25 protein-coding genes, 1 tRNA gene and 1 pseudogene are annotated in these 24,303 nt (G+C 46.9%); 16 read left to right on the plus strand and 11 right to left on the minus strand.

The features are described from left to right. Positions 1-263 precede the first annotated feature (263 nt). The 6 genes and pseudogenes from PHQ97_00640 to PHQ97_00665 all read left to right on the plus strand — a co-directional run bounded on the left by PHQ97_00640 (position 264) and on the right by PHQ97_00665 (position 4,708). Positions 264-2,297, plus strand: a complete 2,034-nt coding sequence (locus PHQ97_00640) for an AAA family ATPase (protein MDD4391241.1) — start codon at positions 264-266, stop codon at positions 2,295-2,297. Then, positions 2,294-2,671: a hypothetical protein gene (locus PHQ97_00645; GenBank protein MDD4391242.1), complete on the plus strand. Its 378-nt coding sequence runs from the start codon at positions 2,294-2,296 to the stop codon at positions 2,669-2,671. Before PHQ97_00640 ends, PHQ97_00645 begins: the two co-directional genes overlap by 4 nt. Positions 2,672-2,761: 90 nt before the next feature. Continuing rightward, on the plus strand, positions 2,762-3,526 hold the full coding sequence (locus tag PHQ97_00650) for a BRO family protein (protein MDD4391243.1): 765 nt from the start codon (positions 2,762-2,764) through the stop codon (positions 3,524-3,526). A gap of 55 nt (positions 3,527-3,581) precedes the next feature. After that, the gene (locus tag PHQ97_00655; GenBank protein MDD4391244.1) at positions 3,582-3,782 is read left to right on the plus strand and encodes a hypothetical protein; all 201 of its coding nucleotides are present in this window, start codon (positions 3,582-3,584) and stop codon (positions 3,780-3,782) included. 15 nt (positions 3,783-3,797) lie between these two features. After that, a pseudogene (locus PHQ97_00660) lies at positions 3,798-3,947 on the plus strand (HGGxSTG domain-containing protein). 161 nt (positions 3,948-4,108) lie between these two features. Next, a complete protein-coding gene (locus tag PHQ97_00665; GenBank protein ID MDD4391245.1) occupies positions 4,109-4,708 on the plus strand; it encodes a hypothetical protein in 600 nt (199 codons plus the stop codon). Positions 4,709-4,856: 148 nt separating this feature from the next. On the opposite strand, the gene PHQ97_00670 is transcribed toward PHQ97_00665, so the two are convergent. After that, positions 4,857-6,146 carry a hypothetical protein gene (locus PHQ97_00670; protein ID MDD4391246.1) on the minus strand — a complete coding sequence of 430 codons (1,290 nt, stop codon included), beginning with the start codon at positions 6,144-6,146 and terminating at the stop codon, positions 4,857-4,859. Positions 6,147-6,684: 538 nt separating this feature from the next. Between PHQ97_00670 and PHQ97_00675 the strand changes: the two genes are divergently transcribed. Both PHQ97_00675 and PHQ97_00680 read left to right on the plus strand, forming a co-directional pair. Further along, positions 6,685-6,870, plus strand: coding sequence for a hypothetical protein (locus PHQ97_00675; GenBank protein ID MDD4391247.1), 186 nt, complete (start codon positions 6,685-6,687; stop codon positions 6,868-6,870). Between the two features lie 267 nt (positions 6,871-7,137). Continuing rightward, positions 7,138-8,301: a tetratricopeptide repeat protein gene (locus PHQ97_00680; protein ID MDD4391248.1), complete on the plus strand. Its 1,164-nt coding sequence runs from the start codon at positions 7,138-7,140 to the stop codon at positions 8,299-8,301. A gap of 577 nt (positions 8,302-8,878) precedes the next feature. Here PHQ97_00680 and PHQ97_00685 read toward each other — a convergent pair. From PHQ97_00685 to PHQ97_00710, 6 genes are all read right to left on the minus strand, one after another. Beyond that, positions 8,879-9,349 carry a type II toxin-antitoxin system YhaV family toxin gene (locus tag PHQ97_00685; protein MDD4391249.1) on the minus strand — a complete coding sequence of 157 codons (471 nt, stop codon included), beginning with the start codon at positions 9,347-9,349 and terminating at the stop codon, positions 8,879-8,881. Positions 9,350-9,354: 5 nt separating this feature from the next. Continuing rightward, on the minus strand, positions 9,355-10,305 hold the full coding sequence (locus tag PHQ97_00690; protein ID MDD4391250.1) for a hypothetical protein: 951 nt from the start codon (positions 10,303-10,305) through the stop codon (positions 9,355-9,357). Positions 10,306-10,844: 539 nt separating this feature from the next. Then, positions 10,845-10,920: transfer RNA gene (locus tag PHQ97_00695), tRNA-Glu, on the minus strand. Positions 10,921-10,979: 59 nt separating this feature from the next. Continuing rightward, a complete protein-coding gene (locus tag PHQ97_00700; GenBank protein MDD4391251.1) occupies positions 10,980-11,189 on the minus strand; it encodes a PLDc N-terminal domain-containing protein in 210 nt (69 codons plus the stop codon). A 14-nt stretch (positions 11,190-11,203) separates the two neighbouring features. Next, positions 11,204-12,088, minus strand: a complete 885-nt coding sequence (locus PHQ97_00705; protein ID MDD4391252.1) for a lytic murein transglycosylase — start codon at positions 12,086-12,088, stop codon at positions 11,204-11,206. A 10-nt stretch (positions 12,089-12,098) separates the two neighbouring features. After that, entirely contained in the window at positions 12,099-12,905 is an 807-nt protein-coding gene (locus PHQ97_00710; GenBank protein ID MDD4391253.1) for a histidinol-phosphatase, read from the minus strand. 228 nt (positions 12,906-13,133) lie between these two features. On the opposite strand from PHQ97_00710, the gene radA reads away from it, so the two are divergent. The 3 genes from radA to PHQ97_00725 all read left to right on the plus strand — a co-directional run bounded on the left by radA (position 13,134) and on the right by PHQ97_00725 (position 15,922). Continuing rightward, entirely contained in the window at positions 13,134-14,498 is a 1,365-nt protein-coding gene (radA, locus tag PHQ97_00715) for a DNA repair protein RadA (GenBank protein MDD4391254.1), read from the plus strand. Positions 14,499-14,573: 75 nt separating this feature from the next. Then, on the plus strand, positions 14,574-15,176 hold the full coding sequence (locus PHQ97_00720) for an RlmE family RNA methyltransferase (GenBank protein MDD4391255.1): 603 nt from the start codon (positions 14,574-14,576) through the stop codon (positions 15,174-15,176). Between the two features lie 8 nt (positions 15,177-15,184). Continuing rightward, positions 15,185-15,922 carry a YebC/PmpR family DNA-binding transcriptional regulator gene (locus PHQ97_00725; protein ID MDD4391256.1) on the plus strand — a complete coding sequence of 246 codons (738 nt, stop codon included), beginning with the start codon at positions 15,185-15,187 and terminating at the stop codon, positions 15,920-15,922. A gap of 81 nt (positions 15,923-16,003) precedes the next feature. Here PHQ97_00725 and nadA read toward each other — a convergent pair whose 3' ends face one another. From nadA to trxA, 4 genes are all read right to left on the minus strand, one after another. Continuing rightward, positions 16,004-16,900: a quinolinate synthase NadA gene (gene nadA / locus PHQ97_00730; protein ID MDD4391257.1), complete on the minus strand. Its 897-nt coding sequence runs from the start codon at positions 16,898-16,900 to the stop codon at positions 16,004-16,006. A 92-nt stretch (positions 16,901-16,992) separates the two neighbouring features. Next, positions 16,993-17,670: an outer membrane lipoprotein carrier protein LolA gene (locus PHQ97_00735; protein MDD4391258.1), complete on the minus strand. Its 678-nt coding sequence runs from the start codon at positions 17,668-17,670 to the stop codon at positions 16,993-16,995. Positions 17,671-17,857: 187 nt separating this feature from the next. Then, positions 17,858-18,769, minus strand: a complete 912-nt coding sequence (locus tag PHQ97_00740; protein MDD4391259.1) for a hypothetical protein — start codon at positions 18,767-18,769, stop codon at positions 17,858-17,860. A gap of 28 nt (positions 18,770-18,797) precedes the next feature. Beyond that, positions 18,798-19,253 (minus strand): thioredoxin, encoded by a 456-nt coding sequence (gene trxA / locus PHQ97_00745; protein MDD4391260.1) that lies wholly within the window; start codon positions 19,251-19,253, stop codon positions 18,798-18,800. A 507-nt stretch (positions 19,254-19,760) separates the two neighbouring features. Between trxA and PHQ97_00750 the strand changes: the two genes are divergently transcribed. From PHQ97_00750 to ilvN, 5 genes are all read left to right on the plus strand, one after another. Continuing rightward, complete coding sequence (locus tag PHQ97_00750; GenBank protein MDD4391261.1) at positions 19,761-20,459, plus strand: cytochrome c biogenesis protein CcdA; 699 nt, start codon at positions 19,761-19,763, stop codon at positions 20,457-20,459. Between the two features lie 70 nt (positions 20,460-20,529). Next, entirely contained in the window at positions 20,530-20,946 is a 417-nt protein-coding gene (locus PHQ97_00755; protein MDD4391262.1) for a thioredoxin family protein, read from the plus strand. Positions 20,947-20,996: 50 nt separating this feature from the next. Continuing rightward, positions 20,997-21,647 (plus strand): CoA pyrophosphatase, encoded by a 651-nt coding sequence (locus PHQ97_00760; GenBank protein MDD4391263.1) that lies wholly within the window; start codon positions 20,997-20,999, stop codon positions 21,645-21,647. 432 nt (positions 21,648-22,079) lie between these two features. Beyond that, positions 22,080-23,768, plus strand: a complete 1,689-nt coding sequence (gene ilvB / locus PHQ97_00765) for a biosynthetic-type acetolactate synthase large subunit (protein MDD4391264.1) — start codon at positions 22,080-22,082, stop codon at positions 23,766-23,768. After that, the gene (gene ilvN, locus PHQ97_00770) at positions 23,762-24,265 is read left to right on the plus strand and encodes an acetolactate synthase small subunit (protein ID MDD4391265.1); all 504 of its coding nucleotides are present in this window, start codon (positions 23,762-23,764) and stop codon (positions 24,263-24,265) included. The genes ilvB and ilvN overlap by 7 nt, the downstream gene beginning before the upstream one ends. Positions 24,266-24,303: the final 38 nt, after the last annotated feature.

Here is a 24,303-nt window from a genome sequence, read left to right on the forward strand (position 1 = left end):
TGTAGTCATTCAGTTGATTATAGGGTTTTTTGTTTTTTTACCACTTAACACGGAGTTTTAACGATGGATGAGAAATTTGCCAAGTATTTACACGAAAGGGAAGTGTCAGAAATCACAGGCCGGGCGCTTCCAACTCTGAGAAACGACAGACATAATCGGCGAGGCATTCCCTATTGCAAAATTGGGAGGTCTGTTCGCTACCTACATGACGACGTGATTGAATTCATGGAGAGCAGAAAAATCCAAACCGAAAGCCTGTAAATATGCAAGACACTATTGAAGCCTTACGGGCGGCGATGCTGGAAAACGGGATCAGCTGCCAAACTGAAATCATACCGGATGACGAACTCCACAGGTTCAAGCCAGAGGACCGAAATAATCCTGATGCCTGGTATGTGCTTCACTTGGACGGAATCCCGGCGGGAAGCTACGGGGATTGGAAAACCGGGGCGTCGTTTACTTGGTGTGAAAAAAACCAAAGTGAAATGACACAGCCTGAACGGGCCGAGTACACCCGGCATATCGAAGCGCAGAAGCAACGGCGCGATGCCGAGCAAAAAAAGATCCACGGGAAAGCCCGACAGGAAGCCTTGAAGATATGGGAGGCAGCGTCACCGGCAACGCAGGAGCACCCCTATCTCAAACGAAAACAGGTTCAGCCTTATGGTGTCAAAGTCGATGAGCAAGGGCGGCTTGTGGTCCCTGCCAGGGATGCGGACGGCAAGATTCACACGATAGAACGGATCACGCCAGACGGAGAAAAGCGATTTTTGAAAAACGGCGCGAAGCAGGGCTTTTTCTTTGAGATCCCTGGCAGCACCGAAACCGTTTATATCTGCGAAGGATTCTCGACCAGCGCAAGCATCCACCAGGCAACAGGAAGGCATACCGTTTGTTCATTCGATTGTGGCAATCTGAAACCAGTGGCCGCGGCGATCCGTAAAAAATATCCTAATTCAAAAATTGTTATCGCGGCAGACAACGACCAAACGAAACCCGGTAATCCGGGATTGACAGCGGCACGAGCAGCAGCAAAGGCAACCGGGGCGGAAGTTGCCGTTCCTGAATTTAAGAAGGGAAAAGCCAAATTGAGTGACTTCAACGATCTTGCAACTGAGGAGGGGGTTGAGGAAGTCAAGAGACAGCTGGAAAAATCAGCAAAAGGACCGGATGTGCCAAAAGGTTACAACGCCTCAGAGTTGATGGATATTGTCTTTCCAGAAATCAAGTGGGCCATACCCGATATCTTACCGGAGGGGTTGAACATCCTGGGCGGCAAACCCAAACAAGGCAAATCTATTTTTGCACTGAACACAGGCATTGCCGTTTCATCCGGGGGCAAGGCATTGGGAAAAATCGACGTTGAAATGGGATCGGTTATCTATCTTGCATTAGAGGATACCCCGCGACGCCTTCAGCAACGCTTACGGCAAATGTTACGGCACGGCGGAAAAGCATCAAATAAACTGCATTTGTTTACGGAGTGGCCGAGGGCGGATAAAGGCGGCCTTGAACTCCTGGAAACGGAAATCAAAAAACATGGAGACACAAGGCTTGTCATTATTGACACCCTGGCAAAATTCAGACCGACTGACCGCGGAGCGAATAAAAGCTTGTATGATGTGGACTATCAGCATGTGGCGGAAATCAAGAGCCTTGCCGACAGATACACCGTCACCATTCTATTGATCCACCATTTAAGGAAAATGGAAGCCGATGACATAATGGATACCTTCAGCGGGAGCCTGGGACTTACAGGCGCGGCCGATGGCCTGCTCGCATTGGCAAGGAAAACCGGACAAGCGGATGCCGTTCTTCATATCAACGGGCGGGACGTTGAGGCGGCGGAATTTGCTTTAAAATTTGATCCCGAGTTCATGTCATGGCAGTTGCTGGGCGATGCCGGAGAAGTCCAGGACACGCAAAAACAACAAGCACTTTTCGACGCTTTGAAGGATGCCGAAGAAGCACTCACGCCAAAGGAACTATCTGAAATTACAGGATTAAATTACAAATATATCACCAAGACATTACCCAAGCTGTTAAAGCTCAACGCCATAAGTAAGATAGAGAGAGGAAAATATATATATATGGTGGAGGGTTTAGGGGGGTTAGGGGGTAAAGGGGACATTGGGGGTTTAGGGGGTAAACGTCAATACAGCTTCGATTCACCCCGCTTAACCCCCTGGGGGGTAAAAGGTAGGGGCATTTCCAAAGCCAGTAATGACAATGGTCTTCAGCTGAAAACCCCCATTATCCCCATTGTCCCCTATACCCCAAACGAGGTGACAATTTGAAAAATTCGGTCAATTTTTTATCCCGTATGGGGCTATACGTTTCAAATGGCGCAGGGGGCAAAGGGGACAAAATCAAAATATGGGGCCTGAACCGACTTTCAGCGGATCAGCGGGAAAATGTCGTTGAATATGCGAAGGAACACAAGACAGAGATCATAGAAACCTTGAACAGGAAGAACCCCCGTTGTCTGGGCATTGTCTGCGACTACGCTCAATACAAAGAAATTGATGAAATGCCGTTTTGCCTATGGTGTAACCGGGTTGACAAGCTGGGGCTTAACCTGGCGGAATGCCCTGAAGGCTATTGGGAGAAGGATGAATTGGGATTCCCTAAAAACGCGTTAATGGAAGCCCATAGCCGAGGGCACCCATAGAATGGCCAATAACCACCGAATCAGACAATTGACAAGCGGTCATACTGAAGGCCGAGTACAATTTATTTAATTTCAACAGGAGATACCGCAATGAGTAACGTTATTCCATTCAACTACAATTCAAAAGAGGTAAGAGTAATCAAGGATGAATCGGGAAATCCATGGTGGGTTGCAAAGGATGTTTGTGACGTCCTTGATATCAAAAACGCGACACAGGCAATAAGCATTCTTGACGATGATGAACGGTCTATGCAAAACATAGGTCGTCAAGGTGAGGCAAATATTATCAATGAATCAGGGCTTTATGCTTTAATCATCCGCAGCAACAAACCCCAATCAAAACCATTTCGCAAATGGGTAACATCTGAAGTTCTTACATCTATTCGCAAAACAGGAAGCTATAAAGCGCCAAATCAGAAACCAGCCACTCTCCTACCGATTGACCGGGAATTCCGGGCTGCCGTCAGAATGGCGAAAGCTGCTGGGCTAAAGGGCAATCAGGCAGTACTCTCAGCAAACCGTCTCACCAGAGAAATGACAGGTTCGGCACCGCTACAATTACTGGAGATCACCCATCTTGAATCAGCTACCAAAGAAGCCCACCTGACCCCGTCCGACATCGGCAAACAGCTTGGCCTATCCGGACGAAAAGTTAACAAGACACTTGCTGCGAATGGGCTCCAGACAGCCTACAGGGATCATAAAGACAGGCTGAGATGGAAACCCACACCGAAGGGCGCGGCATATTCTGTCGCCAAGGACACAGGGAAAAAGCACAGCGACGGAACGCCGGTTGTCCAACTGTTCTGGCTCGATTCGGTGCTTGACTCGCTGAAAATGTTGGCTGCTGCATAATATCACACTTAACGAACCAGAACTTTACGCCACAATCGAAAGGCGGTTACGACAGATGAGCACAGATGATCTTCGAAAACGATACCGGCAATACCATAAAGAGCGTGACCGCCTTTGGAGAGAATACGAACGGGCTATGGATGCCTTCTGCGCTGAAATGCGAAAACTGCCTGTTCTTGTACGGCTGAAACACTACCACCAGAAACCAGCACCCCCACGTCTCCCCTTCCCCGACGAACTGCGGGGCCTTACCTGAGGGGCTAAGACGAGGCGCGGGACGCCTTGTAAAAGAATAGATCTTTTCAGCAACGGACGATGTAAATTTCATGGTGGCATGAGTACAGGTCCGACATCGGCAGAGGGAAAGCGAAAGGCCGCCTTAAATGGGCAGAAACCGAAACGAAATAAGCGGAGTCCATGAAGGGTTAACAATAGTTAACATTTCAGGAGGCCGTACCCGAGGGTCGAGCGGTTATCTGAGGGCATGGTATAGCCGAATGATCTGAGCTACATCTGATGGTTTACGGACAATAAAAGGGTTACTTTTCTTTGATGATTTCGATTAAAAAAAAGGAGTTGATTATGGGCGGCAGGGGTTCAGGCGCTTATATACGAATCAGCACAAAGCGTACAACTGATGATTGTTTGAGTCTGGATATTCGTTGGCTTAAGCGAAACCATTTCCTCACACCGGGGCAGCAATACCCCCTTCAGTGGTCAGTCCGGGGAAGACAAATCGGGGGAGTGACGCTTCAGGCCCATGAGAATCACGCCGTTTTGCTGTATCGCTATCGAAGGAACGGTGTGGGCGATTGGGAGGACGTTCAGCAGCGGATCAACTTCACATGGACACATTGCCACTATGGAGGGCAGCGGCGGTGGTTTATCTGCCCCTTCTGTTCGAGGCGCGTAGCGATCCTGTACGGTCCGGGAAGGCATTTTGCTTGCCGGGATTGTTATAATTTATCGTACGAATCGCAGAGGGAAACCCGCCCTTCCAGGATGTACCGAAAAGCCAGCAAGATTCGGGAGCGGCTGGGAGCGAGTCCTGCCCCCATAGACCCGATTTTTTCAAAACCAAAAGGGATGCACTATAAAACATTCAGATGGCTCAAGCTTCACGCAGAATTGCTGGAAGAACGTGCATTGCTGGATGGATACAGGATGCTGAAGCTTAGATAAGGCATATGATAGGTTTAAAGCATTTGAAGAGCCTGGCGGCACCCTGATTCAACAAACCGGAAACCGATCGCTCAAGATTTACCGACTATGTAAAAACGGCACTGCGAGCTTCCTCGAGGGATCTGCGTTGATGGTGTTTTTGTATCGACTAAATTTCGTTTTCAGTCGATATTATTTTTAATGATAAAAATTCGTTTCCTCTTTTTGTATTTACGGTAAAATTCATAACTGATTTTGGCATACTATTAATAGAACCATCACGGATCATATACCCTTCACAAACAACCGTCGCTTCCCTTTCACTGATTTTGGTATTGCCTGAGCCTCTCACTTCCAACACTGCGTATTTGCTTCCTTCGAATGCGGTGATACCATGGACAAAAATATCAAAATCCATTTTTAAATCAAATTCGCCAAAATTTATTTGCATAGTATGGCTTATAATATCTCCAGAAGAAGCATAGGCACTGAAAAATAAACCAAGAGATTTTTTAAATTTGTTTCTAATCATTTTTATGTGCTTTTCGCTTAAAGTGCCGGTCTTATCTATTATCTTGGTTATTATCTGTTTTTTCTGGTTATATTGTAAAACAATATCATCCCCTGAATCTATTGTGACCGTATCACCGCTTACAGTTATTTCCTTAATAAATTTTTCGAATTCTTCTTGTCCATTCTCTATTGTCGTTGTTTTAATCGCGGTTTTATACTGTCCGTTGGGAATATTGTTATTGAATAACCGAATTGCTGCTTTTTTTTGTATGTTAAAACAGTCATCCCCGTAACAGTATGTTGGTAATACGTTGAATGCCTGCCCCTGAATTTGTGTGTCAAGATCAATAGTATTATTAATTTCTTTTTCTTTCCGTATCTCATAACTTGAGATTTCAATATCCTCTGAAAAACCATTCACAAACTGATGATAAAAATTTGTCTGATCATTTGTTAAAATTTTATTGTTTAACCATTGATCCCTTTCAGAAAAGATTTCTTTACCATATCTTATGGTGAAAATATTATGGTTCGATGCATATTTTGACATATTGCGTATAATAAAAAGCAATTTTGTAGATTTATCCGTACAAACATAATCCCAATAATGCCATTTTTCCCCACCGAGAATTATATCGCCAGAATTAATTACATTGTTGAAATCAAAGACTTTTTCAATTAGAGAATAGCCGCCAGTATTATTTACTGAGCTTAAATTTATCATGCAGTCAATATAAACAAATTTATCTTTATAGTAAAATCGATGATTCATCTGGCTTGATTTATCAACATATTGATAATCGAATTTGGGGTCTATTTTTATTTGTATATTTGGGTCGCGGGTAGAATAGTATACATGATCATTAAACATACCTCTTTTCACAGGAGTTATAGCGCATCCTATCAAGAACAATCCAAACGCTACCATAATAAAGCATTTTTTCATAACTTACTCCTTTTGTGAAAAATATTAGCATCGCTCTTTTTATGTGGAGAGAGAGAGAGAGAGAGAGAGAGAGTGTGTGTGTGTGTGTGTGTGAATGCGTGTGTGTGAATGCGTGTATGAGCGAGTGAGAGATATTAAATTTTTTTTTGATTCTTTGGATAAGCTTTACCACTACTTAACGAGTTCAATTTTAAGAGTCAATAATAAAAGGTTTGGTTTGAAGTAACAACCTGCGCAGCCCTGATGCAGATCCGGGACTCGAGGTTGTATCGGGCGGAGTTCAAGACCTTTGAGGAGTATTGCAAGGGCAGATGGGAGATGGCAGAGAGAACGGCAAATCAGTTAATTGTATCTTCTAATGTTATTGAGAATATTGGACGCAATTGCGTCCAAACAGAAATCATGCCAGCCAACGAAGCCCAAACCCGTCCTCTAACCAAACTCCCTCCAAAAGAACGAGTCGATAGCAAAGAACCATGACCCAGTTCTAAACGACCGCTTCAGCGCGCGAACAAGGAGAGTTCTTAGCTGAGGCCATATGCCAACAGCCTTGCCGGACTGGCGCTGTCCTGATGAAAATGTGCGCACTGGCGCTCAAGTAGAAATCCCTCCCACATTGTTGCAAAAAGCTTTAGCATCCCCAGGTAATATTCCACTGTCAGATTATCGGTACAGCAAGAGAAATGACTTTCAAAAATATTTGATAGTGCAATTTGTATCTTGACAATTATTCCTATTTAGATAAACCAATAGCTGGCACTACTCTCGAAAATTCGAACCCTGCGCTGAACTCATTCTCTTCTGGAAAAATATCGAAACAGAAACCAGTTCCAAGCTCCTCTACCAGATAGGATACGCCATTAAGGCCAAATAGTTATGCATCACTTTTTGATACATTTTTCATTTTTTTAGAACGTATAAAACAAAGTCCCGTAGCGATAAAATATTTACAACCATTATCAAACATCTAACCATATTTTAAGAGGATAAGATGACTTCATTCCAGAGATACAAGTCAGTATTTTTTATTTTGCTTTCATTAATTATTTTTTCAAGTTGTGCAACACAAACACCTAATATTGATGCCTATTCCGCTGAAAGTGACAAGGCTAAAGATTTTAATGCTATTTTAAAAGAAGAAATATCATATTTTGATAAAGAAATATCATATTATCGATCAAATGACGGATTCGATGGAGACGTGGTATTTGCCTATGTTGAAACAGGGCAATATTCGATAGCGATCAGGGAATGCAAAAAGGCTATAAATCTTAACCCTGATAATGCTATAGCGCATGTCATTTTAGGAGCGGCCTATTTTGAATCAGAGGAATATATGGATGCAATTGAAGCATTCAAACAGGTTTCCAAAATAAAACCTGATTGCTCCGTGATGCATTTTGCATTAGGGACTGCATATTTAGGAGCAGAACAATATTCCAAAGCAATCAATGAATTCAAACAGGCGCTCAAAATAAAACCTGATTGTTCATTGATGCATTTTGGATTAGGGACTGCATATTTAGCAACGGGACAATATTCAAAAGCAACCAGAGCATTCAAGCAGGTTGTCAAAATAAACCCTGATTTTGCAGAAGCGCATGCCTATTTAGGGCTTGCGTACCTGCATTTAAAACAAAATACAAAAGCATTCAAGTCTTGTAAGCAGGCTATTCGAATCAACCCTGATTGTGCACAAGCGCATTTTGGATTAGGAACTGCGTATCGTCGCTTAAAAGAATATTCAGATGCGATCAAGGCATTCAAACAAGCTATTCGAATTAAGTCAGATTTCGCAGACGCACATCTTGGATTAAGCCTTTCTTATTTTAGTTTAAAACAATATGCAGACGCAATAAAGGCAGGGGAGAAAGTGCTTAAAATCAACCCTGATTGTGCAGATGCACATAAGATGTTATGGGCTGCATATCTTGGATTAGGTCTTTCTTATTTTGATTCAAAACAATATACAGATGCAATCAAGATGTGTGAGAAATGTCTTAAAATCAACCCTGATTGTGCAGTTGCGCATACTCTTTTAGGGCATGTCTATTCTTTATTGGAAAATACAGATGCAGCTCTTGAGGAATATAAAATTCTCAAGACCCTCGACAAAGATCGAGCAAACCAATTATTCAATATAATTTACAAGTAATTTTTGTCGGTCTCGTAAACGGGGTTTCAAAAAAATAACCGCAATATATGACGGCACAATGGATAGAGCCCCTTAAGAAATCTTGATCCACTTCAAAACGACCGCCTCAGCGTATGAATAAGGGGACTTACTGCCATGTCCCATACGATCGGATGCCTTTTAAATAAAACACGCTATGCGCCATATGGTGGGCTTTATGGGCAGATGGCGCAACGCGTAGGGGTAACGGGCTTTTTTTGACAATTTAGGTGAATTTTACCCGGATGATTGCGAGGGAGAAGACGAATAACACGCGCACTTGGCGTATACGAGGCGATCTTATTTGAACACATGCTACGGAAACCATATAGCCACACCTCAGGGGCCGGACTGTCCGGTCCCTTGGGCAAAAAACCTCACCAAAAGCCGGATAAAAAATTATCCGACTTTTTTTCAGTGGGGTGGTATAGAGGAGCAGGTATCCTCAGGATATTCATATCATTGAAGCGTGTGGTGTTTTTGCGACAATTTTATGAATATTTTTTTGGGGGTGGGGTGGCTTGAGGCCGGTTTTTGGGTCTGCTTTAAAATCAGAAGATTAAGAACTTAGATTTAATTGACTTGATTGTTCTTTCAAGCCCTCAAACGTATCAGGTATGGCGTGGGCATCTAATTTTTTTTTAAACACCGCATAAACGTCAGTCCTTGCTCCTGCTTTCCTAAGCGTGGAGGGATCATTTAACCAAATATAAATAATTTCCTTAACACGACTATTAAATATAAAAAAAAGGCGATACCTATTAGGTAGAAGCCTTTTGGCTCGACGAAAATGCTTATATCTGGACCCCAATGTGTTACCAAGCAAAAAACGGCGATGATTGGGATTGTTTGGAATGTCAGACGTTATACATTTTTGTATCCCTTGTAATAATATGAATTTCGGATGACTTCGGAATTTTTCAGGCTGATTGTTTTTAATGTTTTCAACTTCGTCAACAAGCTTAATAAGCTGATCTTTAAATAACGAAAAAGAAATAAGCCCCCAAGGTTTTCCGTTGCTTTGCGACACTATTGTCAACCCTTTTCTACTAATTTAGAGATACGATCAAGCAAGTCCTTATCAATCACGCTCAGACTTTCAGGATGGTCTTTTATACAATCATCAATTTGACCTATAAATTGATCCAACTCAGAATCATCAGCATAATATTCGATTTCGATAGCTTCAGTAAGGTTTGAGGGCAGTTCAGCCAATTGAATATCGATTTCATCTTCCAAATCTAAAATTTCCTCGGGAAGCGCATCACACTCATAACTATATTTTATCCATTGTTCACCGTCATGCTCAAAAATCGAAGGGCTAAATGTATGTATATATATATTTCGTTTTCTGGCTACAGATGCTACGTCTTGAATTAGCTTTTCCACTTGGCTCATAGAAACTTTTTTTTCTGACATAATCCGTTCGGCAGAAAAAATAATATCAGAAAGTGGATGGTTTTCGTGGGGGTTAAGCCGAGCCCATCTATCAAGTCCTCTCTTGGCTTCACTAAACCTTCCTGCTCGCATTGCTGCATGTATCAAGTCGTTTAAAATACCAATATTACCTTCATCAATAGCATAAGCTTTTTCAGCGAATTCAACAGTTTGGGAAAGAAAGGACAGTTTCCCTAACGATATGGCATAATTCATATAGTTATATATGTCTTTATTGTATTCTAAGGATAGCCTGTGATAGTGGTTCATATCCTCTGGTTTTTTTTCCAGTGCGCCGATAACCCCAAGCACTGTAAAGCCTTCACCTGGATTGACGGCCCGAAGTTTTTCCGCGTCTTTCTTATATCGGCCCAGTACAAAAGCATTATGCCTTTGATCTGGTGGAAGCGAATTTAAGCTATCAATAATTTTGTCAGCTTTTCTCTTTGGCTGAGGTTTCATTGCGCCTGTCTCTATATATATTTTTTTAAGGATTGATAAGGCTTTGATTTGATTAATTAAATAAAAAATCAACGGACCTACAATCATTATTTAGCATTTGTAACATTCAGATGTCAATATAACATTTAAATTCAGCATGCCCCTTGATTTAGCCAACATCGTTGCTTTCGGATTGTTAAGTAACGAATAGTGTAACGCCCCTGTTTTCGAATACTGTAACGCCTATTGGGGACTTTTTTTACCCAGCATACCCCGCCTATAATAATTTGAAATACCCCGCTGAATAAGCCGCTTAAGCATATTTTGCTAAGACGAAACGAACCGTTACACTATTTTGTAAATTGGGGAAAATAGGCGTTACGCTATTCGCATCTTAATATCGGATAATAGATGACATGGCCGAGCCGATGATGCGGACCTGATCGACGAGCAGGTCGTAGGATCGTATACGGTATAGTTGTCGCTCATGATCCGGACGCTTGGGCAGAACATACTAAGCCGCTCTTTTTTTTATGTGGGTTTACCCTTATTGTTGAAAAGTTTGTGGGGTATAGTGTGGGGTAACGGATTTTTACCTAATAAAAAAGGGCTTAGAAAATCGCTTCTAAGTCCTTGATTTTATTAATTGGTGGTCCCAGCGGGGGTCGAACCCGCGTTACCGGCGTGAGAGGCCGACGTCCTAGACCACTAGACGATGGGACCATTTGCGTTCAATAATTTTTAGAAAATTATATGAACTGCAAGGATTTGTCAAATCTTTTTTATTCAAAATCCACTGTCCGGATTCCGGATGGCTTTTTTCCCTGCCAGAAGCCTGTCAGAAAATAGATGACGCAGCCGATAAACGGGACAAGGGCAACGATAAACCAGAGAATTTTACGGCCGCGTGATCCAAATTCCTTGAAGGCAATATCAATGAATGCACAGCAGTTCAAGATAAAAAAGAACAACCCGATCGTAATAAAAACCATTGCTGTATTCAATGTTACCCTTTCAATAGCTTGCTGATCTTTAAGATGGTATTCACATAATATTTACTGTGATTATACCGGTAGATAACCTTCGAAGACTGTTCGTCAGACATCCCGGATTTCCAGCCATGATATTTCAGGTAGTTGGCGATGCTGGCAATGGCATCGGCATGATCAAACAAATTGATTTTCCCGTCGCTGTTTCCATCCTTAGCCAGCGCAAGGGCATTGGTCGGCATGAACTGGGCGATTCCCAGTGCCCCGGCGTAGGATCCGGCGATGGTCCAGGGCTGAATGGATTCCCGATCTGTATAGGTCAAAAATGCTTTCAGTTCCTTATATGCCCACACCGATCGTCGATCCGCCCATTTTTCAAACTGATCTTTCGGCATATCGGACCGGTCAGCGACCCTGTCCCAGAAGCTGTCCCTGACACCGCGATCCAACAGCGCCGCCATGGTGGACAGGGAATTTATGATGGACCGCCCCCCGACTACGGTTCCCAACCGGGTTTCCACCAGGATGATGGCCGTGACCACCGTTTTATCTACTCCGTAGGCCTGCTCCGCCGCCGAGAGCCCCGCGGCATGGTTCTTCATATAATTTCGGGCCTTGTCGATGGACGTTGAGGTGGTGAACTGATCGTAATCGAGTTTGGCTTCAGTGTGTCTCAAAAACAGAGACACTCCCCGGATTTCAAACCCAACATCCGGTTGACTGTACAGATCATGAATCAACGATTCATCGTAGCCGTCTGAAATAAGCCGTTTCTGAAGGGCATCAAAATAATTACCCATTTCCTGCGCCACGGCAGGGGTGACCAGACCGAACGAAAGGCAGAAAACAATGCCCAGGAAAACGGGCAGAAACTCCCGGCAAATCCGTCTGAACAGCAACATAGTACGCTCCTTATTGTCTGGGGACAGGTGGTAAGGGAATCATGATCCGGCTCCGTTTTGTGAATGTCGCCAGGAAACGACAACCGGCTGCCACCAGCATCGGAATGGCCCTGTCATAATGGCGGCCGACATCTTCAGGACGATGCGCATCTGAACCCAGTGTAATGGCAATGCCCGACTCGCAGCATTTTTTCAGTATGGCACCCGAGGGATACGCCTCCCCTGCCGGATGATCCCAGCCGCTGGTATTGACTTCGACGGTCAGACCTTTTGCCTGAATCTTTGAAAGAATCTGGTCCAGTTGCGTTTCAAAGGACCGGTTCGGTACCCGGCCGAACTTTTTCATCAGATCCAGATGACATACGATATCGAAATAATTATATTCCAGCATATTGTCAAGCGTTTCAAGGTAACGGGCCACCAGATCATCGGCCTCCCATTTCCCGTGCGCCCAGTCAGATGAACGGCTCACGATATTTTTGCCATCCAGAAAATGCAGCGATGATCCGATCACATCAAAGGTATACGTTTGTATGATGTCTTCAAGTGCCCGAATGTATGCCGGATCATAATCTGTTTCAAGCCCGGCCTTGACATCGATCACATCGCTAAACTGCTCCTTCAGCGCCTGAACAGCCTGAAAATACAACGGCACCTGATCCGGCGTCATGGACTGGACCTTGCCGGCCGGCTGTAGCGTCAGATGATCCAGAAAGCATATTTCCCTGAACCCCAGCGCAATCGCCCGCCGGACATAGTCCGCCATGGCGCCTGTCGCGTGGTTGCACAATCGGGTATGGACGTGATAATCTATCATTACTTGAGGGTCCGGTCGTGAGTCGTGAGTCAATAGTCCTCTGACTTCTGATTTCTGACCTCCGTCACTGGTTGATGTTAAAAAAATCAAATATCTTTTAACTGTAAACCATGGTCATGCGGATTAACTTGTGCTATTAATCTGCATTACTGTCAAATTTTGATAATTGTGTAATAGTATCCCAAAAAGGGTTCCTGCATCAAGAGGTATTAAAGGCATATCGACATTTTGAAAAAAAGCATCAAAACGATTTTCTGCTGCCAGTCCTGCGGCTATCAAGCCCCCAAATGGATGGGCAAATGCCCGGAATGCAATCAGTGGCAGACATTTGTCGAAGAAACCCAGGTCGCCAGGCCTGCGAAAGGCACCCCCCGGGCAGGCATGAATTCTTCCCGGCCGGTTGCCATCGACTCCATCCCCATGGATACAGAACCTCGCAGATTAAGCGGGATCAATGAATTTGACCGGGTACTGGGCGGCGGACTCGTTCCGGGCTCGCTGATTCTGATCGGTGGCGATCCGGGTATCGGAAAATCGACGCTCATGCTTCAGGCCCTTCACGGACTTGCCTCACAAACTCATAAAGTGCTTTATATCTCCGGGGAAGAATCCATTCTCCAGCTCAGACTAAGGAGCATGCGCCTTGGCACCCTTACGCCTCATATGCTGGTGGTATCGGAAATCGATGTGGGATCGATTCTGTCCATGGTGGATTCCATAAAACCGGCGGTCCTGGCGATCGACTCCATTCAGACCATGTACAGCAGCGATCTGTCATCTGCTCCGGGAAGTGTCAGTCAGATCAGGGAATCCACCCTGAAACTGATGCTCATGGCAAAACAGACCGGTATCCCCGTATTTTTAATCGGTCACGTGACCAAAGACGGGGCTATCGCAGGACCGCGGCTGCTGGAGCATATGGTGGATACAGTCCTGTACTTTGAGGGAGACCGCAACCATATATTCAGAATTCTTCGCTCGGTGAAAAACCGGTTCGGCTCCACCAACGAAATCGGCGTATTTGAAATGAAGGAAAAGGGCCTCGAAGAAGTGGCCAATCCATCCAGCGTATTTCTTGCCGAACGACCGGTGAATGCACCGGGTTCCGCGGTAACCGCCTGCATGGAAGGCACCCGGCCCATCCTGATTGAACTCCAGGCGCTGGCCAGCTCAAGCAGCCTGGGAACGCCCAGACGGACGATTCTCGGGTTAGACCCGAACCGGGTGGCGCTGCTGGTCGCCGTGCTTGAAAAAAAACTCGGCATGCAGTTGATGGGCCATGATATTTTCATGAATGTTGCCGGCGGGGTAAAAGTATATGAACCGGCTGTAGATCTGGGAATTATTTCGGCCGTCGCCTCAAGCTTTCTGGACCGGCCCATACCCGGCAACACTGCAATTCTGGGCGAAGTCGGACTGACCGGTGAAATCCGGGCGATCAGCCATGTGGAATTACGGGTATCGGAAGCCTGCAAAATGGGATTTACCCGATGTCTGGTTCCCAGAAGCAACCTCAAACGCATACCGCCGATACCAGATGTCGAATTTATCGGGACACAAAGCGTTTCTCAGGCAGTGGAAGTCCTGTTTTAACCGGTTACCGACAGGCGAAACCGAATTATTTCTATTGCATAAAACGTACTATTGACATGAAATTAACATCATTATATGAAGCAATCCAAATTTAAAAAAAACCCGTGGGAAGATCATTATTCCCGCCAGGCAAAAAAAGATAATTATCCGGCCAGGTCCGTATACAAACTTCAGGAAATACAGAAAAAATTCGGCCTTATCAAAAAAGGAGATCATGTGCTGGATCTGGGTTGCGCGCCGGGCTCGTGGATAAAGTATGCCGCGTCATTGACCGGCACAACCGGCCGGGTTGCAGGCATGGACCTGAAACCGGTCACTATCTGCCTGCCACCACATGCCGAATGCCATACCCGTGACATTTTTTCCGAAAACACGGACCTGTGGGCCGCCATTGGAACCGGCTTTGACGTTGTGCTGAGCGACATGGCACCGGACACATCCGGCAACAAATTCGTTGATGCGGCCAAATCATATAACCTCTGTGAGGCGGCGCTGTCAATTGCACGCAGGATTCTCAAACCCGGCGGCGCATTTGTCTGCAAAATATTTCAGGGCGAAGATTTTAAACAATTTTCAGAAATCGTAAAAACCGAATTCACTCTACAAAAAATTTACAAGCCCCAAAGCTGCCGGAAGGCGAGCAATGAAATCTATATCATCGGCATGGGGAAAAAATAGGAGGAAATATGTCAGGACATAATAAATGGTCTAGCATCAAACATAAAAAAGGCGCAGCGGATGCCAAACGCGGCAAGGTATTCACCAAACTGATTAAAGAAATTACGGTTGCCGCTCGCAGCGGCGGTGGTGATCCGGATGCAAACCCCCGACTGAGATCCGCCATTCTGGCTGCCAAAAGCGAAAACATGCCCAAAGACAACATCGAACGGGCCGTCAAAAAAGGCACCGGAGAGCTTGACGGCGTCACCTATGAAGAAGCCAACTACGAAGGATATGGTCCCGGAGGGGCCGCCGTACTGATTGAATCCCTCACCGACAACAAAAACCGGGCCGTTGCCGATATCCGGTATATTTTCAACAAAGCCGGCGGAAATATGGGTGAAAACGGATGCGTATCATGGATGTTCGATAAAAAAGGCTATCTCGAATTTGAAAAAAGCGCCGTGGAAGAGGAACTGCTGATGGAAACCGCCCTGGAAGCCGGGGCCGAAGACGTACGCGAAGTGGATGACAGCTTTGAGGTTATTACCGCTCCCCAGGATTTTGAAGCGATCAAGACCGCCATCGACGAAAAAAATATCCCATACATTGGGGCTGAAATCACCATGCTGCCGCAGACCACGGTGAACCTGGCGGGAAAAGAAGCCGAGCAGATGATCCGACTGATGGACAATCTGGAAGACTGCGACGATGTCCAGAAAGTCTACACAAACGCAGATATCCCTGACGATTTGGTGGAATAAAAAACTGCCGGGATATACACTTGGCCTGTATATCCCGGCAGATCACATCCGCAAAGCGAAACAGTTTCAAATTTTTATCTGTTACCTGGCCAGGTCAACCATCCGTTTAACCGCGCTGAAGGCGGGTTTCCGGATATCTTCGGGGACCTTGACCTCTCCTTCCATATATTCGAGACACCTGAGCACATCCTCGAGTGTTATCTTTTTCATATCCTGGCACACCATGGCCGGCGAGGCCGGATAAAACGCCTTGTCCGGGCAGGCCTTTTTCAAGGGATATATCATCCCCGCTTCAGTCCCCACGATAAAGCTGCGTTTTTCAGAAGACCTGGCATAGCGAAGCATGCCCGAGGTACTGACCACCACATCGGCCAGGGCCAGGGTTTCGGGACGGCATTCGGGATGGGCCAGGACCACGGCATCCGGATGGGCCAGCCTGGCCTGCTGAATATGTCCCGGTGTGAGCCGGTCATGAATGGGGCAATACCCTTCCCACAGATGAATGGTTTTACGGGTCCGCGATGCCGTATATCTGGCCAGGTTCCGGTCCGGCGCCATCAGAATCTCATTTTCCTCCAGGCTGTTGACTACCTCAACCGCATTGGCTGACGTACAGCAGATGGTGGAAAGTGCCTTGACCGATGCCGGAGAATTGACATAGGTAACGACCGGAATGGGGCCGAGTTCTTCTATCCTGGCTTTCAACGCATTGGGGGTGATCATATCGGCCATGGGGCAGCCCGCATCCGTACAGGGCAGCAGTACGGTCTTATCCGGCGACAGGATCGAGGCCGTTTCGGCCATAAAATGAACACCGCAAAAAACGATAACCTCAGCATCGGTCTGCGCCGCAAGGATGCTCAGTTCCAGTGAATCACCACAGATATCGGCAACATCCTGAATTTCAGGCGGCTCATAATTGTGCGCAAGCATGACAGCGTTTCGCCGCTTAAGCAGATTTCTAATTTTTTCCTTCATCACATACCCCTATTTTATCAATTGCCAGTCCACGCCGACAGGCTGAAATCGGGTTCGACGTTGAGCAAGGACCTCTTGCCGAGACACTGATGTTATTCTTCAAGTTCCAGGACATCGGTTCCCTCGGGGATGATTAACGTAAACAATGAATCGTTCAGGGTATCGTCAAACGCAATATGAGTCAGGCTGATCCGGGTCCGGTCCAGATAGGAATTCAGGGTAATGATCTCCACGATATCGAATGTATCTTTTGAAACCGACAACCCGATCGAGGTCAGATCATATCCGGTCTGCCTGGGGATCAGCTTGAGCTGATAATAACGGTCATCCGGTTTTTCCAGCGAAATGGAAAAATGGGTCCGGATGGTCTTGATATCAGATAAAAAGCTGGCGCCCTTCCCCCCCCCGAAATACTCCGGCGCCTTGCCGACCATGACCTGATTGTCTTCAGGACGGTAGATCCAGAGGGTCCTGCCATCTGTCACGACCGTCTGCTTCTCCGGAAAATCGTACTCCCAACGCATCTTGTCGGGCCGTTTGACATATATTCTGCCGGTGGCTGTATCGGTGATCTGCATCGCCTTTATAGTCGACTGCTGATCAAAACGCGCATGGAACCCGGAAGCAGAATAGTGCTGCTCCACCTTTTTGACAATCTCATCCAATGGAAGCTGGGATTCCGCATGCAGCCGGCAGCCCCACAAAAGCAAGATTGCACTGACCAACAGGATAATACCCCGGTTATGGTTAAATGACAGATAATTTATCATATGATCACATCACTTCCGACAGCTGTTAAATTATGCCTTTATATCAGGGGCGGCCATTTGACGCAAACCCTTTCTATAAGTGAGAGGTTCAGGGTAAAGGGTGCATGGGTACAAGGTATTGGGCAAAAGGCTCAGGGCAGGCGAAAAAAACGAATAATTCTGACTCATGACTGAAGACTGGCCCTGCCTAAGAAAGCATCATGGTAATATTTTCCACGTCGTGAACGTTTTCAATTTCTCCATAGTCGACAGAGGGTCCCGGCTCTTCGTAGAATTCCGTTTTACCGAACACCGACATGTTGATCCGGTCGATCCATCTCATATTACCGATGGCCTCTTCCTTGTTGATATATGGCGCGCTGAAACCCTGAGATCTCATGATTTCAATATTGCTTTTTTTCAACTGCTCCTCAAATTTTCCAGCCTGCTGCACGCTCCTGAAAATGGACTGTTTTTTACTGATCAGCGCATGGTACATATCATTGTCTTCTCTGATTTCATCGAGAAGGGACAGTATAAAGCCCACACAATCGGTAAAGCCGGTCATGTTCGTATTCATACGTTCAAAAAACATGCACAGAAAACGGATTTTATTTTCCGTGCAGACCGTCCGTTTGTTTCTGAACCTGACCTTCACCGACGCTCTGGCCTCTTCATTCACATGCGCATTGACAGATTCAATGATCCGGTCTTCCAGTTTTTTTGAAATTCTGAGTCTGGAAATAAACCGGCCCGCATTAAACGCCGGCAGAACCAGCCGGAGCGCTCCCCTGCCATCCGGAAAATGCAACCGGGTTTGCGGCAACCGGGACATCAGCAAATCCCTTACGACATCTTCATCCTGCCTGCTGAAATTTTTGCTTTCGAGCAGATCTTCGAGTTCAATCTGCACCGATTCATCCGGAGAGAAGATCAGATCCAGAACAGATTCCCGTTCTGAATCGGATTCATCATACAGAAAGTGTTTCAATTGATCGGTATCAGGATTCAACCAGGTCGAATCAATAAAATGAAGGGTCTTGCTGTCCAGCGTCAGACCGCGCCGTAAAATTCCGTCGATTTTCTCCGCCAGCAATTGACATCGTTGATCCGGTTTCATAATGCATTTCCTTTTTTCCAGCCGCATTTCAAAAATAAGGGGTGAGTTTCTGTAAAATCTGCTGTTTGGGAACCCCACCGACAATCGTATCTTTTAATTGACCGTTATCAAATATCAGCAGTGTCGGAATACTTTTGATCTTAAACAACGATGCCGTCATGGCATGCTGATCCACATTCAGCTTGCATACCCTGACCCTGCCCTTCAACTGCTGCGACAGCTCATCGATAACCGGGGACAGCGTTCTGCACGCCCCGCACCAGGGCGCCCAGCAGTCCAGGAGAGCCGGTAACGGCGAGCGCAATACCAGACTTTCAAATTCTGAATCCGTAACGATCACCGGCTGATCGATCAACAGATAATCGGTCCTGAGGATCGTACCGCATTGACCGCACGTTGCTACTCTTTTAAGATTTTCGGCCGCAATCCGGTTTCGGGTACCGCAATGACTGCACCGGATGATATAAGGATTTATCTGCCCCATAGATCCCCCCTATTCTTATTCGGGTTATCAAACCTTTTTCACATCCCCGGCCCCGGGCATCCTGTCCCGCAGCATAACCGCTCCTGCTGCGCACATCAGCGCATCCGGCTGTCTTCGATACCCCCCGTGCTATAAACAGATTTTTAAAGCTGCAAGCATTCCGGGGTGGATATTTTATACCCATAGACCTTTGTCTTGTCCGTAACAACCACATATTTAATATCCAGCATTCATACAGATTTGGCAAGTGCATTCCGCCAACCCGGTCTGTGAGGAATAGAAGCACATTTTCCATACAAAATCATCGGTTTTCGCACAATTTATTATTGCCGGGGCCACAGCCTAACAGCTTTACAAGCACATCAAGAGCCTGTATAGTAACTGTATTCGTAAAGTGTCGAGACATTGCGACTTGATGGTTTGATGATATCACCGCCTGCCCGAAAATTCAGAACACATATCTTTCGGGCCTGAACTTCAATCTCTTCAAGAGGTATTATAACCGATATGCTTACTGAAACGGTATCATACCCGATGGCATTTATCGCAGGGCTGGTTTCCTTTTTCACCCCCTGTATTCTGCCCCTTATTCCGGCCTATTTTACATTTATCACGGGCTGTTCCCTGAAAGACCTGACCACGGACTGTACCTCCGAAACCCGGACCCGGGTATTTTTATCCACGCTGTCCTATGTGATGGGGTTCTCTTTTATTTTTATTCTCATGGGAGCATCGGCCTCTTATCTGGGCGGCCTGATTTACGAATATAAAGATGGTATCCGAATCATCGGCGGAATTTTCATCATCATACTGGGGATTCATTTAACCGGCTTTGTTCATATCCCCGGTCTCGATTTTGACAAGCACGTTCGCGTTGAAAAAAAGCCCCTGCGATATGCGGGCACATTTGTTATCGGCATGGCCTTTGCGGCCGGCTGGAGCCCCTGCATCGGCCCCCTGCTGGGCTCTATTCTGATTATTGCCGGCAGCCAGGAATCGGTATGGAAGGGGATGGCGCTGTTGAGTATTTATTCTGCCGGCCTTGCCATTCCGTTTATCGTGTTATCGATATTTGTCAATTTTCTCATGACATTTATCAAAAAGGCGTCACGAGCTATGAGATACGTCAATCCAATAGCCGGGATACTGTTGATTCTGGTGGGCATATCGCTTGTCGCCAACAAGCTCACCCTGTTTTTCGGATAAGGATCTCAGACACATGCGCTCAATGCTAAAATCGGCCTTTGTGTTTTCTGCACTTTTATTTGTTTCGTGTATGATATGGACTTTCCGCCCCGCCGCCGCGTCAGACAGCATCCACTGGATGTCATATAAGGAAGGGATGTCCCTGGCCGACAACCTGCAAAAAAAGCGCCTGATATTTTTCACGGCCGAATGGTGCGCTTACTGCGGCAAAATGGACCATGAATCATTTAAGACGCCACCTGTAATCAAATATATCAATACCCATTATGTTCCCATCAAGGTCGATTTCGACCGGGACAATAAGACCGCTACAACATATAATGTCCAGGGCCTGCCGGACCTGTGGTTTATCTCTGAAAACGGTGAGAGCATCAGTCACAGACCCGGCTACATTCCAGCTGACACGCTGCTTCAGCTGCTTAGATATGTATCGACTGACAGCTATCAGAAAATGTCGTTTCCAAAGTTTGTCAAACAATGCAAATAGTCCGGGCAAACCGTCCGGCGCCAAAGCCGATTCAGCCAGCACCCCAGCATATGAGCAACGTTATTACATTTAACAATGACATTAAAATCACTTCCCGTTGTCTGAAAGACATTTTCAGCTCCGCCACGTTTCCGGGAGCCCCAGATGACCCAGAATATCAACCCACCTGCGTGTTTCTGCTGCTGTTTGACCCTGGCCGGCCCCGTATCCTTGCGATCCAGAAATCGGACAGGTACGGATATCCATGGCGAAATCAGATAGCGCTCCCCGGAGGCCACCGGGACCAGGACGATCCAAGCGCGATGGACACCGCATTCCGGGAACTCGATGAAGAACTGGGTATTCCGCGCAATCAGGTGGACCTGATCGGTTCAATGGGCCATTTTCAAACGATTCATCACAAAGATATCGAAGTGTTTGTCGGAATGTGGGACGGCCGAGGGCCTGTAAGATACGACGCGGAAGAAATTTCAAGGGTCCTTGTTATTCCGTTAAAAAAGCTGATCCGTCTCCATATGTCCAGCGTTTCCAGCGGCAACCCTTCCGGATCAGAAGCCATCACCTACCCGTTCAAAGACGTTGTGATATGGGGCGTAACGGCAAAAATTCTGTACCATTTCATCGAGCTGATCTACCCGAAGGTTACCTCAACCGGACCGGCACCCGATATCCTCTCCGGATCAAGCCCACTGGCACCATAGTGAAACAACCCGGCCATGGACAGACAACCGCCCACGGCTTATGTCCGTCCATGTATTCGGACCCCATATCCTCATGATGAATATATTGATATAACGTGTGGTTACCAAAACGTATCGTATTTTGAAAAACATCAGGGGCCGCAAAATTTTTCACGAAGTCGTTTTTCATATTACAATTCACGTTCAGAAGCGCTGTCCGGTATCGGTAAGCGCGGATTCCGGAATTCTAAAATCAACAAGCTGCCCCCCCCCCAATGGACACTTGCTAACGTTGTTCGTATTCGGTTAATATACTGCCGGTTACCAAAATGAGTTTTTATTTTTCCATACGGCAGACACCTTTTCAGTTTCACTGCCAAACCTGGCCCGAATGTTCCGGAGCATCCGTCATGGGACGGAAACCTGTTAACAGTCTAAATGATAGAAGGACGTATGAATTCAGCTAAAATAACCGGCGCCCATATAATCGTACAGAGCCTGATCGACGAGGGCGTGGAACATATATTCGGATACCCGGGCGGCTCAGTTATTCCCCTGTATGATGTTTTGTTTGATTCACCGCTGAAGCATATTCTCACCCGCCATGAGCAGGGCGCTGCTCACGCGGCCGACGGCTATGCGCGGGCGACCGGAAAGGTCGGCGTCTGTCTGGCGACATCGGGACCGGGAGCCACCAATCTGGTGACAGGATTGTCGACCGCCTATATGGACTCGATTCCCATGGTGGCAATTACCGGGCAGGTTCCGGTGCCCTTTATCGGCAACGACAGTTTTCAGGAAGCCGATATATACGGCATATCGATCCCGGTGACCAAATACAATTACCTGATCAAGGATGTCCGTCACCTGCAACAGGTTATCCGCGAAGCCTTTTATATCGCCCGGACCGGCAGACCCGGACCGGTTTTAATCGACATTCCCAAAGACATACAAACCGCGGAAGCAGAGATGAAACCGGCAGAACCGATCAGCCTGCCGGGTTATATCTCGGGGCGCATGGAAACCCCCGAGCAGGTCAACGCCATGATTGAGGCCATCAACACCGCCCGAAGGCCGGTGATTTATGCCGGAGGCGGCGTGGTCAATTCCGGAGCCAGCCAGGAATTAAGGCAGTTTATCGGGCTATCGCACATCCCCATTACGACCACCCTGATGGGAAAAGGCATTTATCCGGAAGATGCCGCCCTTTCCCTTGGCATGATCGGAATGCATGGAACCAAATATGCCAACTACAGCATCTATGAGTCGGATCTGATCATCGCCATGGGCGTGCGCTTTGACGACCGGGTGGCCGGTAATGTCTCCAAATTCGCCCCTCTGGCCAAAATCGCTCACATCGATATCGACGCGGCTGAAATCGGAAAACGCATGGGCGTGGATTATCCGGTAGTGGGCGATCTCAAGCGCATACTGCCCCTGATGAGCCAGCAGGTGCAGCCCCGGGACCGCAGCCAGTGGCTCGAGTGGGTCTCACGGGTCAAAAACCAGCATCCGTTAGAGGTCCCCGAAGACGGAAAGCTAAAACCCCAGTATATTATCCGGACCCTCAGCGAACTGAACCGGGACGATCTTATTATCAGCACCGATGTCGGGCAGCATCAGATGTGGGCTGCTCTGTATTATCAAAGCCGTCAGCCGCGCCGGTTTATATCTTCCTGCGGTGCCGGCACCATGGGCTTTGGCCTGCCGGCTGCCATCGGAGCCGCCGTGGGAAAACCCGGCCGGCCCGTTGTACTCATCACCGGAGACGGCAGCATTCAGATGTGTATTCAGGAACTGGCCACGGCCCGTATGTACAACCTTCCGGTAAAAATTTTCATATTCAACAACGGGTACCTCGGGATGGTCCGGCAGTGGCAGGAAATGTTTTGCAACAAGCGCTACTCATTTACCCATCTGGATTATAATCCAGATTTCTGCAAGGTCGCCGCCGGATATGACATCCCCTCCATGCGTGTTACCGAATCCGCACACGTCAGATCAAGCATTGAAAAGGCGCTGGAAACAGATGGCCCGGTACTGATCGATTTTTGCATCGACCGGGAAGAAAATGTGTTGCCCATGATCCCGCCCGGTGAAGGCCAGATTAATTTCGTACAGGAAGGAACCCCACAATGCTGAAGATCATCTCGATTCTGGTTCACAATCATCCGGGAGTTCTTTCCCACGTTGCGGGCCTGTTTACCCGGAGAGCCTACAACATTGCAAGCATTGCGGCAGGAGAAACCGAAAATCCGGAGGTTACCCGGATCACCATTACGGTTGCCGGAGATGAAATGGTCCTGGATCAGGTGACCAAACAGCTGGAAAAACTCGTCGATGTCATCAAGGTGCGGGATCTGAGTTATTCAGAGTCGATCACGCGGGAACTGGCGCTGCTGACGATCTTTGTCGCCAGGGAAAAACGCCTTGAGGTCATCACCATTGCCAACACCCTGGGCGCAGTGGTATCGGACATGTCTGACGCCACCATGACGCTGGAATTTGTGGGCAACCGCCGAAAAATTGATACCATCATACACGCCCTGGAAGGATTTAATATCAAGGAGCTGGCCCGAACCGGGATAGTGGCGCTGCCGCTCGAAAGTCAGCTGGAAAAGAACCGTCACCTGCTTTAACCACAAATCATCCTGAAACAGCCCGCCCCCTGCCCGGA

This window comes from Desulfobacterales bacterium (genome assembly GCA_028704555.1).
In the GTDB taxonomy this organism is placed as follows: Bacteria; Desulfobacterota; Desulfobacteria; order Desulfobacterales; family JAQWFD01; genus JAQWFD01.